The sequence below is a fragment of the Streptomyces sp. NPDC086519 genome, assembly GCF_040686075.1.
Taxonomy (GTDB): Bacteria; Actinomycetota; Actinomycetes; order Streptomycetales; family Streptomycetaceae; genus Streptomyces; species Streptomyces shenzhenensis.
The window spans coordinates 1-13,302 of sequence record NZ_JBFBJL010000049.1; the positions used below are offsets into that span (position 1 = coordinate 1).

Below are 13,302 nucleotides of genomic sequence, written 5' to 3' on the forward strand. Positions count from 1 at the left end.
CCAGGACCCCTTCGTTCACGGGGTATGGGCGTTCATGGGGCAGGAGTTGCCGGGCCATGGCCAGGTCCCCGTCCCGTACATGGGCGTGGATCGTACGTCCTCAAGGACCGGACAGGGCGCCGGACGCTCAGTCGCGCTCGCACACGAAGATCGCCGTGCCCGGGATGAGACCGCCCCGCAGCGGGGACCAGCCGCCCCACTCGGAGGTGTTCCAGACCGGCCACTCCGGCTCCACCAGGTCGACGAGGCGGAAACCCGAGGAGGCGATGTCCCGGACCCGGTCGCCGAGCGTGCGGTGGTGCTCGACGTACACCGCGTGGCCGTCCTCGTCCTGCTCGACGTACGGCGTCCGGTCGAAGTAGGAAGCGGAGACCGAGAGCCCTTCGGGGCCGGGCTCGTCGGGAAACGCCCAGCGGATCGGATGCGTCACCGAGAAGACGAACCGTCCGCCCGGCCGCAGCACCCGCCGCACCTCGCGCAGCACCTGGCGCGGATCGGCGACGAACGGCAGCGCGCCGTACGCCGAGCACGCCAGGTCGAAGGCGGCGTCCGCGAAGGGCAGCGCGCCCGCGTCGGCGCAGACCAGGGGAAACGATCCGCCGATGCGCAGCGCGTGCTGGAGCTGGCGGTGCGAGAGGTCCAGGGCGACCGGCCGGGCGCCCTGGACGGCCAGCCAGCGCGAGCACTGGGCCGCGCCGGCACCGATCTCCAGGACGTCCTTGCCCTTCAGCTCCTCCGACGGGCCGAGCAGCTCCGCCTCCACCTCGTCGAGGCCCTCGGGACCCCACACGAAACGGTCGTCGCCGAGGAACGTGCCGTGCTCGATCTGGTACTCGTCGGCGTTGCGGTCCCACCAGCCGCGGTTGGCCCGGCTGCTCTCCACGGTCCCGGCGGCACGCCGGGTGGCTTCGGGTTCGGCCTCGGTGCCGGTCGTCGCACCGGCCTCTGCGAGGTCGAACGAATCGGGCTCTTGGATGATCGGCTCCCTCGTCGTACTCTTCCGTGCAACCCGTCAGGGGTGTCTGTCACGGAGGAGGTCTCCCGGGCGTACGTGGCCTGGTGAGACGTTTCTTGTGCCGGGTATGCGGCGATCCGCCCCGGGTGTGCGCCTTCGCGCATTGACCCTGCCCGGCTGCCCCCGTATGCTACAAGTTGCGCTGCGGGCCTGCGCACCTCAGACGTAGCAGGCTGCGCTCGCATCTGTTGTATGTCCCCTCGGTTTTCGAGGCGCCACCAGTGGTTTTGGGTGTCGCTTCCTTGGCTGTCCGGCTTCATCAGAGCGAAACGGGCTCCTGGCGCAAGCAGTACCTACGACTTCAATGTCCGTACCGGAGCCCTTTCCCACATGACGAGCAGCACCGAGACCACCGCCACCACCCCGCAGGTAGCGGTCAACGACATCGGTAACGAGGAAGCCTTCCTCGCCGCGATCGACGAGACGATCAAGTACTTCAACGACGGCGACATCGTCGACGGCGTCATCGTGAAGGTCGACCGGGACGAGGTCCTGCTCGACATCGGTTACAAGACCGAAGGTGTCATCCCGAGCCGCGAACTCTCGATCAAGCACGACGTCGACCCGAACGAGGTCGTCGCCGTCGGTGACGAGATCGAGGCCCTTGTCCTCCAGAAGGAGGACAAGGAAGGCCGCCTGATCCTCTCGAAGAAGCGCGCCCAGTACGAGCGTGCCTGGGGCACCATCGAGAAGATCAAGGAAGAGGACGGCATCGTCACCGGTACCGTCATCGAGGTCGTCAAGGGTGGTCTCATCCTCGACATCGGCCTCCGCGGCTTCCTCCCGGCCTCCCTGGTCGAGATGCGCCGTGTGCGCGACCTCCAGCCGTACGTCGGCAAGGAGCTCGAGGCCAAGATCATCGAGCTGGACAAGAACCGCAACAACGTGGTCCTGTCCCGCCGTGCCTGGCTGGAGCAGACCCAGTCCGAGGTCCGCCAGACGTTCCTCACGACCCTCCAGAAGGGTCAGGTCCGTTCCGGTGTGGTCTCCTCGATCGTCAACTTCGGTGCCTTCGTGGACCTGGGTGGCGTCGACGGTCTGGTCCACGTCTCCGAGCTGTCCTGGAAGCACATCGACCACCCCTCCGAGGTCGTCGAGGTCGGCCAGGAGGTCACCGTCGAGGTCCTCGACGTCGACATGGACCGCGAGCGCGTCTCCCTGTCGCTGAAGGCGACCCAGGAAGACCCGTGGCAGCAGTTCGCCCGTACCCACCAGATCGGCCAGGTCGTGCCCGGCAAGGTCACGAAGCTGGTTCCGTTCGGTGCGTTCGTCCGCGTCGACGAGGGCATCGAGGGTCTGGTCCACATCTCCGAGCTGGCCGAGCGCCACGTGGAGATCCCGGAGCAGGTCGTCCAGGTCAACGACGAGATCTTCGTCAAGGTCATCGACATCGACCTGGAGCGTCGTCGGATCTCGCTGTCCCTGAAGCAGGCCAACGAGTCCTTCGGTACCGACCCGGCGTCGGTCGAGTTCGACCCGACCCTGTACGGCATGGCCGCGTCCTACGACGACCAGGGCAACTACATCTACCCCGAGGGCTTCGACCCCGAGACCAACGACTGGCTCGAGGGGTACGAGAAGCAGCGCGAGGAGTGGGAGCGCCAGTACGCCGAGGCGCAGCAGCGCTTCGAGCAGCACCAGCAGCAGGTCATCAAGAGCCGCGAGGCCGACGCCGCTGCCGCTGCCGAAGGCGGCGACGCCGCGGGTGCGGCTCCGGCCGCGGGCGGCGGTTCGTACTCCTCCGAGGGCGCCGACACCTCCGGTGCGCTGGCCTCGGACGAGGCGCTGGCCGCGCTTCGCGAGAAGCTCGCGGGCGGCCAGAGCTGATCGCTCGCCGGTGGGCTTAGCAGCCGATAACTGAGGGGCCGTACCTTTCGAGGTGCGGCCCCTCAGCGCTGTCCGGTTGTTCTTCGGCCGCCGGCCGGTGGCGGCTTGTCGCGTGTTCTTCGGCCGCCGGCCGGCGGCGGCTTGTGGCGTCTTCTTCGGCCGCCCGCCGGCGGGTGCTTGCCGCGCCGTTTCCCGCGCCCCTCGCGGAACGGCGGAGTCGCGCGTCGAAACGTGTGGGATACACCAACAGCCGCGGGGCCGTAACGCCGCGCTGGGACGCTTCCCCGGTCTTCGTTCAAGATCGGAAGGGGATCCGTCATGGCACAGCCTCAGGACAGGTCGGGGACGAGCCGGCGGGCGTTTCTGAGAAACGTCGGTCTCACCGGTGGCGCCGGCGCCATGTTCGCCACCATGGGAGCCCTCGGGCTCGCCCCCACCGCCCAGGCCGCCCAGCGCGAACAGCCCTTCCGGGCGCTCCGCGCGAGCGACTTCACCCTCACCGGGCGCGCCCCCGCCAAGGTCGTCGTCCTCGGCGGTGGCATCGCCGGCCTCGCGACCGCGTACGAACTGGGCAAGGCCGGCTACGACTGTACGATCCTGGAGGCCAGGGACCGCACCGGTGGACGCAACTTCACCGTGCGCGGCGGCGACTCGACCACCGACCTCTACGGCAACACGCAGACCGCGCGGTTCGCCGACGGCCACTACATGAACGCCGGGCCGGCCCGGATCCCGCAGTGGATGATCACCCTCGACTACTGCCGCGAACTCGGCGTCCCCATCCAGGTGTTCACGAACGTCAACGCCGACGCCTACATCTACAACGAGTCCGCCGGCATGACGAAGCCCGAGCGGTACCGCACCGCCAAGGCCGACGTGTACGGCTACGTCTCGGAGTTGCTCGCCAAAGCCACGAACAAGGGCGCGCTGGACGCGGCGTTGACGGCCACCGACCAGGAGCGGCTCGTCGAGTTCCTCAAGGACTGGGGCGAACTCGGCGACACACTGGCCTACGAAGGCGGTGAGCGGCGCGGATACACGACCGTACCGGCCGCCGCCGGCACCCCCGGCGTGCTCCTCGGCGACGTCCCGACCGCCTCCGCGGTGCTCGCGAGCGGCGTCGGACGCTACTTCTCCTTCGAGTTCGGCTTCGACCAGGCGATGCTGATGTTCCAGCCGGTCGGCGGCATGGACCACATACCGAAGGCGCTCACCCGGGCGATCGGCGCCGGGCGGATCCGTACCGGGGCCGCCGTCTCGAAGATCACCGACACGGGTCACGGCGTCACCGTGACGTACACCCAGGGCGGCCGTACCAAGGTCGTCGAGGCCGACTACTGCGTTGCCGCCATGCCGCCCAACATCCTCGCCAAGGTGCCGCACAACCTGGGCTCCTCGGTGCAGAGCGCCCTGGAGGCGATCACTCCCTCGTCGGCGGCCAAGATCGGCCTCGAATACCGTTCCCGCTGGTGGGAGCTGGACCACAACATCTACGGCGGCATCACCGAGACCGACCAGGACGTCACCCACATCTGGCACCCCTCCTACGGCTTCCACGGCGAACGGGGCGTCCTCATCGGCTACTACAACTACGGCGGCGACGCCGACTCCTACGCCAAGCTCACCCCGGCCCAGCGCGAACAGCGCGCCGTCGCCGCCGGCGTGAAGATCTACGGCGACAAGTACCGCACCGAACTGGCCTCCTCCTTCTCCCACCACTGGCGCCAGACGCCCCACCTGGAGGCCGCCTGGCACGACACCCCCGGCGGCCCCGACGACCCGCGCTACAAGCCCCTGAACGATCCCACCGGCCGCGTCTGGTTCGCCGGCGACTGGCTCAGCTACACGGACGCCTGGCAGCACGGCGCGTTCAGCTCGGCGCGCAAGGCGGTCACGGCACTCCACGCGCGCGTGATGGCGGCCTGACCCCGGCACGCGCGCGTGACCGCGTCCGGCGCGGACGCACGCGCGCGTGCACGCTCTCCCGGCAGGAGAAGGACCCCGGCAGCAGAACGCTCCTGGCAGGAGAAGACTCCCGGCAGGAGAAGGCGGTGAGAGACGCCTGTTCAGCGTGGCGGCGGGAATGCCGGTGGCCCGTGCCGCGTTGACCCGTACGGACACGAGGAGGAGCGGTCACAGTGTTTGATCCGCAGGGTTTGTACGCATGGGAGCCGAAGGGCCTGGCAGTCGTCGACATGGCGCTGGCCCAGGAGTCGGCCGGTCTTGTCATGCTCTACCACTTCGACGGATACATCGACGCGGGTGAGACCGGCGACCAGATCGTCGACCGGCTCCTCGACTCGCTGCCCCACCAGGTCGTCGCCCGCTTCGACCACGACCGGCTCGTGGACTACCGGGCCCGGCGCCCGCTGCTGACCTTCAAGCGGGACCGCTGGACCGAATACGAGGAGCCCGCCATCGAGGTCCGGCTGGTCCAGGACGCCACCGGCGCGCCGTTCCTGCTGCTGTCCGGTCCCGAGCCCGACGTCGAGTGGGAGCGCTTCGCCGCAGCCGTACGGCAGATCGTCGAGCGGCTCGGTGTCCGCCTGTCCGTGAACTTCCACGGCATCCCCATGGGCGTCCCGCACACCCGCCCCGTGGGCCTCACCCCGCATGGCAACCGCACCGACCTGGTCCCCGGACACCGCAGCCCCTTCGAGGAGGCCCAGGTGCCCGGCAGCGCCGAGGCGCTGCTCGAGTTCCGCCTCATGGAGGCCGGCCACGACGTCCTGGGCGTCGCCGCGCACGTGCCGCACTACATCGCCCGCTCGCCCTACCCGGACGCCGCCCTGACCGTCCTGGAGGCCGTCACGGGCGCCACCGGCCTGGTCCTGCCGAGCATCGCGCACGCCCTGCGCACGGACGCGCACCGCACCCAGACCGAGATCGACAGCCAGATCCAGGAGGGCGACGAGGAGCTGACCGCTCTCGTGCAGGGCCTTGAGCACCAGTACGACGCGGCCGCGGGCGCCGAGACCCGGGGCAACATGCTCGCCGAGCCGGTGGAGATCCCCTCGGCGGACGAGATCGGCCTTGAGTTCGAGCGCTTCCTCGCGGAGCGGGAGGGCGACAACTGAGGCCCTGCCTTCCGCACACGGCCCGCGCCGGCCGGGCGGCAAGCCTCGGCGGGGGTGGCGAACCCGTGGCCCGGGGCGCCGAGCCCCTGGCCGAGGGTGTCGTGCGTCGGGCGGGGGCAGGGCCGGGGCCCGTCAGGGACGGTGTCAGTGGCAGGGCCTAAGCTTCGGGGCATGCTGAAAGTTGGCCTCACCGGCGGGATCGGCGCCGGCAAGAGCGAGGTGTCGCGGCTGCTCGTCGGGCACGGCGCGGTGCTGATCGACGCGGACCGCATCGCGCGTGAGGTCGTCGCGCCCGGGACCCCCGGTCTGGCCGCCGTGGCCGAGGCCTTCGGTCCCCAGGTGCTGGCTGCGGACGGCAGCCTGGACCGGCCGAAGCTCGGCTCGATCGTCTTCGCCGACCCCGAGAGACTCGCCGTACTGAACTCGATCGTGCACCCCCTCGTCGGAGCCCGCTCCCGCGAGCTGGAGAGTGCGGCCGCAGCCGACGCCGTGGTGGTCCACGACGTCCCGCTCCTCACGGAGAACGGCCTCGCCCCGCTCTACGACCTCGTGATCGTGGTGGACGCCGCTCCCGAGACCCAGCTGGACCGGCTGACCCGGCTGCGGGGGATGACGGAGGAGGACGCCCGCGCACGCATGGCCGCGCAGGCGACGCGTGAGAAGCGCCTGGAGATCGCGGACATCGTGATCGACAACGACGTCCCCCTGGACGCGCTCCGCCGGCGCGTCGGGGAGGTGTGGGCCGACCTGGTGCGCCGGGCCCGGGCGGCCGGTTCGAACGAGCGGAATGCGTCTTCGAAATAGCGGGCACCCGTCCGGGCGTTGAACCGCGTCAGTGAGGGAAGGACTTCGCCGTGCCCGAGACCAGCGGTTCGACCGGACGTACTCCGGAGACGCATGTCATCGACTTCCGTGCCGCCGAGCAACTGCTCAACGCACGGGACCCGCGGGGCGCGGTGAAGCTGCTCGACGGAGTCATCGCCGCCCACCCCGAGAACACCGCCGCCCGGCTGCTGCGCGCGCGTGCCTTCTTCGCCGCCGCGCAGCTGCGCCCCGCCGAGCTGGAGTTCACCATCGTCCTGGAGCGCGAACCGGACAACGCGTTCGCCCACTTCGCGCTCGGCCGCACCTACGAGCGCCAAGGCCGCGCCGGCCTCGCGATACGCCACTTCCGGCTGGCGGCCGCCCTGGACCCGAACCCGGAGTACCTGAAGGCGGCCCGCTTCGACAGCGGCGCGTGAACCGGCGCCGTGAGGGCCGGTGCCAGGTGAGGCGGTGCCGCCTGCGTGGATGTTCCCTCACGAGTGACGGTGCCGCGGCGGGTGCCGGTACGGCGGCGGGCGGATGTCCGCGGGCCGGTACGGCGGCACGTCCCGGCCCGGCTGGAAGTGCGGGCCCTGCCGGATGTGCCTGATGATCACGACCATGTCGACGGTGGCCACCAGCCACACCACCCCGCAGGCGGCCGCCCAGCCGGGCCGCCCGAGCAGTGCGAACAGCACCGTGCCGAAGACCGCCCAGGCCAGCCCCCACACGCTCAGCCACAACCGCGCCCGCAGCGCACTGCGGGCGGTCACCGGTTCACTGCCTGTACGCATTCCGGATCACTGCTCCTGTCTGCAAACGTACTCTTCGAGTGGACTTTCACCAAGGGGGACCCCGCCGTGCTGCCGGACGCCGACGACCTGCCTGACCTGCTTCTCGACCTCGCCGTGCCGCACGAGGACATCAACGAGGTGGTGGCACTGCGGCGGACCGTGACCGCCGATCCCGGGTTGCGGCGGCTGCTGGAAGAGGGCGCCGAGGACGTGACCGGTGCCGTGCGGGAGGTGGACGACCCGGCCGGGCTCGCTGACCGGGCCGCCCAGGCTCCGGCCGCGCTGGGCGATTACTTCCTCGTGTACGTCTTCCTGGCGGCGGTGCCGCACGCCCGCGCGGTGCACCGGGCACGCGGCATCCCCGACGACGTCTCCCGCCACACGCTCGCCGACCTCGGCCGTGGCATGGCACTGCATCGCAGGCGGTTCGGCGGCGGTGGGCTGGGAGCGCGCCAGGGCCACTGGCTCACCCGCCACTTCTGCGGTCGCCTCTACCAGCTGGGACGCCTGCAGTACGAGCGGACGGGGCTCGGCGAGCGCACGGCACAGGCGATCAGTGCGGCCGGAATCGAGGTGACCGGCGGCGAGCCCTCCCTGGACCTGCACATCCCCGACTTCCGCGGGCCGCTCACCCCGCTCGCCTGCGACCGCTCGCTGGACCACGCCCGGGAGTTCTTCGCCCGGCACTTTCCCGAGGAGCCCCACGCCGTCGCGACCTGCCACTCCTGGCTGCTCGATCCGCAGCTGCGGCGACACCTCCCGGCGGGCTCCAACATCGTCCGCTTCCAGGAGCGGTTCCGGTCCGGATGGGAGGACCCGGAGCCGGCCGACACCACACCGGTCGGCTTCGTCTTCGGCGACCCGGACCTGCCGATACCGGACCTGCCCCGGCGGACGTCGGTGGAGCGGGTGGTCGGTGACCACCTGCGGGCGGGCGGCCACTGGTACGTCGGGCACGGATGGTTCCCGTGGGACCGGTGACAGCCGTCAACTGCGGCCTGCCGTCGAAAAGTTCCCGTCGGGCTTTCGAACTGCTCGAACGAGTGAACCGTCGAGATGCTGGAACCGCGGTGCGGCGACGGGCCGTTGTTCGGGCATGACGGTTGAAATGCGTGAGGGGTATGAGGGGACGGGGCCGGGAGCGATCACCCCGGACGGCTGCGCGGTCGAGCTCTACTCGCGGCTGACCGTCGGCGACGAGCCGGACATCATCGAGGCGGCGGTCCCGGCCGGCGCCCGCATCCTGGAGCTCGGCAGCGGTGTGGGGCGCATGACGCACCCGCTCGTGGAGCGCGGATTCACGGTCACGGCGGTGGACGAGTCGGCGGAGATGCTGGAGCGCGTGCGCGGGGCGCGCACGATACGGAGCACCATCGAAGGGCTCGGCCTGGGCGAGAAGTTCGACGTGGTGATGCTCGCGTCCTTCCTGGTGCACACCGGGGACGTGGAAGTGCGCCGGGGCATGCTGCGGACCTGCGCGGCGCACGTGGCGGACGGCGGCTGCGTGCTCATCCAGCGGGAGGGCGCGGACTACCACACGAAGGTGCCGAGGGAGCGGGTCGACCCCAGCGGCTACACCGTCCGGCTCGTGTCGGCCGAGCCGGTTGGGGACGGGGTGAACTCGGTGCGCGCGGAGTACGAGTTCCCGGACGCGACCTGGACCCAGACCTTCCTGGCCCGACCGCTCACCCGGGACCAGTTCGAGGAGGCACTCGCGGAAGCGGGACTGGAGGTGTCCGAGTACCTGACCGAGGACGGGACGTGGGTGAGGGCGGTGCCGTCGGCGTAGTGGTGCGCGACGGCCGGGCGGGTCACCGTCCGCCGGGGCGTCCACCGCTCGGGCGCCCTGCCGAGCCCATGCCGCCTCCGCTCATGCCACCGGGCCCGCTCATGCCGCGCAGCCGTTCCAGTTCGCGGCGATCGCGCTTGGTGGGGCGGCCGGTGCCGCGGTCGCGGATGCCCATGGGGGCGAGGGCCTCCCGGGGCGGGGGCGGCGGCGAGTTGTCGATGTAACACACGGCGGCCACCGGGGCACCGACCCGCTTGCGGATCAGCCGCTTCACGACGACGACCCGCTCTCGCCCCTCGTGGCGCAGCCGCACCTCGTCGCCGACGCGCACGGAGTGGGCGGGCTTGACCCGCTCGCCGTTCACCTGGACATGCCCGCCCCGGCAGGCGGTGGCTCCCATGGAGCGGGTCTTGACCAGGCGCACGGCCCAGATCCAGCTGTCGATCCGCACGTTCTCACCCGGAGCCGGCCCCGCGGCCTCGGCGGCGGCGACGGCCGCGGCGACAGCGGCGGGGTCGGCCGCGGCGACAGCGGCGGGGTCGGCCGCGGCGACTGGGCCGGGGGCCGGGGCACCGGAGGCCTCGGCTCCCTCGCCGCTCGCCTGCTCCCTGCCGTCGTCCGCATCCTCAGAACCCATAGCCCGACCTTAGCCCCCCGAGCCGGGCACCGACGGAACCGTTGCGCCGACGCCCGCCAGCGCACTCCGAGAGGGCGCGGGGCTGGCACCGATATGCGGCTACCGCCGCGTGGACACGATCAGCCCCCGGACAGCCCGCGGCCGCCACTCAGCACTTCGCGCGGACCGACATGGGTGCTCCCGCGCACTCCCGCCACCCCGACCGAGCCGCTCCGGCAAGCCTCGCCCTCGCCCCCGGCTCCCTTTCCCCGCCTCCGCCCGCCGGACCGGTCCTACCGTTGAAACGTGGACCCTACCCCCCTTACCCACCTCGACCAGCGTGTCAGCGGCTGCCGCGCCTGTCCCCGCCTGGTCGCCTGGCGGGAGGAGGTGGCGCGCACCAAGCGCGCCGCGTTCGCCGACTGGACGTACTGGGGCCGGCCCGTCCCCGGCTTCGGGCCCGCCGACGCCCGGCTGTTGATCGTCGGCCTCGCTCCGGCCGCGCACGGCGGCAACCGCACCGGGCGGATGTTCACCGGCGACCGTTCCGGTGACGTGCTGTACCAGGCGCTGTACGACGTCGGGCTCGCCTCGCAGCCGACGTCGGCGAGCGCCGGAGACGGCCTGGAGCTGAACGGCGTGCGCGTCACCGCGCCGGTGCACTGCGCCCCGCCCGCCAACAAGCCGACCCCCGAGGAGCGTGACACCTGCCGTCACTGGCTGGTCGAGGAGCTGACGCTGCTGCGGCCGACGCTGCGCGCCGCCGTCGTGCTCGGTGCCTTCGGCTGGCAGGCCGTGCTGCCGGCGTTCGCGGCGGCGGGCTGGACCGTGCCCCGGCCCCGCCCGGCCTTTGCCCACGGCGCCCGGGTCGGCCTTGACGGCCTGGACCTCTTCGGCTGCTTCCATGTCAGCCAGCGCAACACCTTCACCGGCCGCCTCACCCCCGAGATGCTCCGCGACGTGCTGCGGACGGCGGCGGAGGCGGCCGGGCTGGGGTGAGGGGCGGCGCTCGGCGGAGCCGGGAGACTCCTGTGCGAACCGGTGTTCCTGCCGGCGGGGGATTCGCGGCTAGCCGCCGGTGTCCTCGCCGAAGGCGCCGGCTTCGCCGCCGAAGAGGTGCCGCACCGTCGACCGGTAGTTGGCCTGGACATGGCCGAGCGCGCGGGCCCGGGCGCGGTCCGGGTCGCCGGAGGCGATCGCGGCGTACAGCTCGCGGTGCTCGGTGAGGAGCTGGGGCCACTCCTCGTTGCGCCGGGTGAGCCAGCGCAGGCGGCCGTCGACCGGCTCCATGACCGAGATGAGCAGGCTGTTGCCGGCCAGGGCCAGGATCCGGTCGTGGAAACGGGTGTTGATGTCGGTGATGGTCTCGGCGTCGCCCGCCTCGGTCGCGGTGGCCGCCCGGTCGAGCAGTTCCCGCAGCTCGGCCAGCGCCTCCGGTGTCGCCCGCGCCGCCGCCAGGCCGGCCGCGTACACCTCCAACGCCTCGCGCAGCTCGAAGAGTTCCTTGACGTCGGTCGGGGTCAGCCGGCGCACGACCGTACGGCGGGCCGACTCGAAGAGCACGAAGCCCTCGGCGACCAGGGCCCGGATCGCCTCCCGGACCGGCACCCGGGAGACTCCGAACCGCTCGGCGAGCTCCCGTTCCACCAGCCGGTCGCCGGGGCCCAGGCGACCCTCGATGATGTCCTGCCGCAGGGTCGCGAGAACACGCTCGCGCACCGCGCCCAACGGTTCGATCTTCGTGGTGGGGGAGCCCATGAGGTCATTTTCGCCGACCCGGGGGGCTTTTACGGAGCCGTAACGGGGCGGACATCGGTCGGAACGCTTGGCGGGAGCACCATGACGACAGTTTGGTATACCAAAAGCTGGTACACCGGTTGGTTCCCCTGGAGGCCCCGTGTCCCTCGCCGACCGCGCCGAAGCCACCGGCGCACCCGAGTTCGTCCCCGACCCCCGGCTCACCAACGAAGACCTCGCCCCCGCCGAACAGCGGAACTGGAAGGTCTTCGACCTCTTCGCCATGTGGATGTCCGACGTCCACAACCTCGGCAACTACACCTTCGCGGCCGGCCTGCTGGTCCTCGGCATGAACGTCTGGCAGGTCTTCACCTCCCTCCTCGTCGGCTTCGTGCTGATCTACGTCGGCATGAACTGGATGGGCAGGATCGGCCAGCGCCACGGCGTGCCGTTCCCGGTGGTCAGCCGGATCAGCTTCGGCGTCTGGGGCGCCAACGTCCCGGCGCTCATCCGGGCCGTGATCGCCATCATGTGGTACGGCATCCAGACCTATCTGGCGTCCGTCGCCGTCAACGTGATGCTGCTGGCGGCCTGGCCGGGCCTGAAGTCCCTGACGGAGAGCTCCTTCCTCGGCCTGGACACGCTCGGCTGGATCTCCTTCGTCTCGCTCTGGCTGGTCCAGGCGGCGATCATCAGCCGGGGCATGGAGTCGGTCCGCAAGTTCCAGGACTTCTGCGGCCCGGCGATCTGGCTGGTCATGATCGCGCTGGCGGTCTGGATCCTGGCCAAGGCCCACTGGACCATCTCGCTCACCTCCACCCCGCATCCCGTCTCCACCGGCGAGCAGTGGCGGCAGTGGTTCGGCGCGATCGGCCTGATCCTCGCCACCTACGGCACGCTGATGCTCAACTTCTGCGACTTCTCCCGCTTCGCGCCCGACTACCGGACCGTGCGCCGCGGCAACTTCTGGGGTCTGCCGGTCAACTCCACGGCCTTCGTGGTCGTCTCCGTGATCGTCACGGCAGGCTCCCTGGAGGTGTTCGGCGAGGCCATCACCGACCCGGCCGAACTGGTCGCCAAGGTCGGCAACACCTGGGTCCTGATCGTGGCGGCGCTGACCTTCGCGGTCGCCACCATGGGCGTCAACATCGTCGCCAACTTCGTCTCACCGGCGTACGACCTGGCCAACGTCTGGCCGCAGAAGATCAGCTTCCGGGTCGGCGGCATGATCAGCACGGTCGCCGCGCTGGTCGTCACCCCCTGGAACCTCTTCTCCAACCCCACCGTCGTCAACTACTTCCTCGGCGGACTCGGCGCCTTCCTGGGCCCGCTGTTCGGCGTGATCATGGTCGACTACTATGCGATCAAGCGCGGCAAGGTGGATGCGCGGGCGCTCTTCGACGCGGCCCCCGGCTCCCCCTACCACTACCGCAAGGGGGTCAACCCGAAGGCGCTGTGGGCGTTCCTGCCCTCGGCGGCGGTCGCGGCCGTGCTCGCGCTGGTGAAGACGTTCGGCGACGTGGCGCCGTACTCCTGGTTCATCGGCACGGCGCTGGCCGCGGGCCTCTATCTGACGCTGTGCCGCGGTGACCGCGCCGCCGCCTCTGCCGCCGCCCCCGTCACCGTGGCCGAGGAGGTCTGAA

13 protein-coding genes are annotated in these 13,302 nt (G+C 71.0%); 9 read left to right on the forward strand and 4 right to left on the reverse strand.

Features of this window, described 5'->3' with window-relative positions; translation table 11 throughout:
* Positions 1–127: 127 nt before the first annotated feature.
* Positions 128–976, reverse strand: a complete 849-nt coding sequence (locus AB0P24_RS34395; RefSeq protein ID WP_365801101.1) for a class I SAM-dependent methyltransferase — start codon at positions 974–976, stop codon at positions 128–130.
* Positions 977–1,345: 369 nt separating this feature from the next.
* On the opposite strand from AB0P24_RS34395, the gene rpsA reads away from it, so the two are divergent.
* The 5 genes from rpsA to AB0P24_RS34420 all read left to right on the forward strand — a co-directional run bounded on the left by rpsA (position 1,346) and on the right by AB0P24_RS34420 (position 7,160).
* Positions 1,346–2,842, forward strand: a complete 1,497-nt coding sequence (gene rpsA / locus AB0P24_RS34400) for a 30S ribosomal protein S1 (RefSeq protein WP_365800994.1) — start codon at positions 1,346–1,348, stop codon at positions 2,840–2,842.
* Between the two features lie 318 nt (positions 2,843–3,160).
* On the forward strand, positions 3,161–4,768 hold the full coding sequence (locus AB0P24_RS34405; RefSeq protein ID WP_365800996.1) for an NAD(P)/FAD-dependent oxidoreductase: 1,608 nt from the start codon (positions 3,161–3,163) through the stop codon (positions 4,766–4,768).
* Between the two features lie 212 nt (positions 4,769–4,980).
* On the forward strand, positions 4,981–5,919 hold the full coding sequence (locus AB0P24_RS34410) for a PAC2 family protein (protein WP_365800998.1): 939 nt from the start codon (positions 4,981–4,983) through the stop codon (positions 5,917–5,919).
* 171 nt (positions 5,920–6,090) lie between these two features.
* Positions 6,091–6,723: a dephospho-CoA kinase gene (gene coaE, locus AB0P24_RS34415; protein ID WP_365801000.1), complete on the forward strand. Its 633-nt coding sequence runs from the start codon at positions 6,091–6,093 to the stop codon at positions 6,721–6,723.
* 50 nt (positions 6,724–6,773) lie between these two features.
* Complete coding sequence (locus AB0P24_RS34420; RefSeq protein ID WP_234541140.1) at positions 6,774–7,160, forward strand: tetratricopeptide repeat protein; 387 nt, start codon at positions 6,774–6,776, stop codon at positions 7,158–7,160.
* A 57-nt stretch (positions 7,161–7,217) separates the two neighbouring features.
* Here the strand turns inward: AB0P24_RS34420 and AB0P24_RS34425 are convergent, their stop codons facing one another.
* Positions 7,218–7,517 carry a DUF6343 family protein gene (locus AB0P24_RS34425; protein ID WP_365801002.1) on the reverse strand — a complete coding sequence of 100 codons (300 nt, stop codon included), beginning with the start codon at positions 7,515–7,517 and terminating at the stop codon, positions 7,218–7,220.
* Positions 7,518–7,583: 66 nt separating this feature from the next.
* Between AB0P24_RS34425 and AB0P24_RS34430 the strand changes: the two genes are divergently transcribed.
* Both AB0P24_RS34430 and AB0P24_RS34435 read left to right on the forward strand, forming a co-directional pair.
* Complete coding sequence (locus tag AB0P24_RS34430) at positions 7,584–8,498, forward strand: acyltransferase domain-containing protein (protein ID WP_365801004.1); 915 nt, start codon at positions 7,584–7,586, stop codon at positions 8,496–8,498.
* Positions 8,499–8,625: 127 nt separating this feature from the next.
* Complete coding sequence (locus AB0P24_RS34435; protein ID WP_365801006.1) at positions 8,626–9,306, forward strand: class I SAM-dependent methyltransferase; 681 nt, start codon at positions 8,626–8,628, stop codon at positions 9,304–9,306.
* Positions 9,307–9,328: 22 nt separating this feature from the next.
* On the opposite strand, the gene AB0P24_RS34440 is transcribed toward AB0P24_RS34435, so the two are convergent.
* On the reverse strand, positions 9,329–9,943 hold the full coding sequence (locus AB0P24_RS34440) for an RNA-binding S4 domain-containing protein (RefSeq protein ID WP_365801008.1): 615 nt from the start codon (positions 9,941–9,943) through the stop codon (positions 9,329–9,331).
* Between the two features lie 285 nt (positions 9,944–10,228).
* Here AB0P24_RS34440 and AB0P24_RS34445 point away from each other — a divergent pair, with 285 nt between their 5' ends.
* Positions 10,229–10,921 carry a uracil-DNA glycosylase gene (locus tag AB0P24_RS34445; protein WP_365801010.1) on the forward strand — a complete coding sequence of 231 codons (693 nt, stop codon included), beginning with the start codon at positions 10,229–10,231 and terminating at the stop codon, positions 10,919–10,921.
* Positions 10,922–10,990: 69 nt separating this feature from the next.
* On the opposite strand, the gene AB0P24_RS34450 is transcribed toward AB0P24_RS34445, so the two are convergent.
* Positions 10,991–11,680, reverse strand: a complete 690-nt coding sequence (locus tag AB0P24_RS34450; RefSeq protein ID WP_365801012.1) for a GntR family transcriptional regulator — start codon at positions 11,678–11,680, stop codon at positions 10,991–10,993.
* Between the two features lie 139 nt (positions 11,681–11,819).
* Between AB0P24_RS34450 and AB0P24_RS34455 the strand changes: the two genes are divergently transcribed.
* Entirely contained in the window at positions 11,820–13,301 is a 1,482-nt protein-coding gene (locus tag AB0P24_RS34455; RefSeq protein ID WP_365801014.1) for an NCS1 family nucleobase:cation symporter-1, read from the forward strand.
* The last annotated feature ends 1 nt before the right edge of the window (position 13,302 follow it).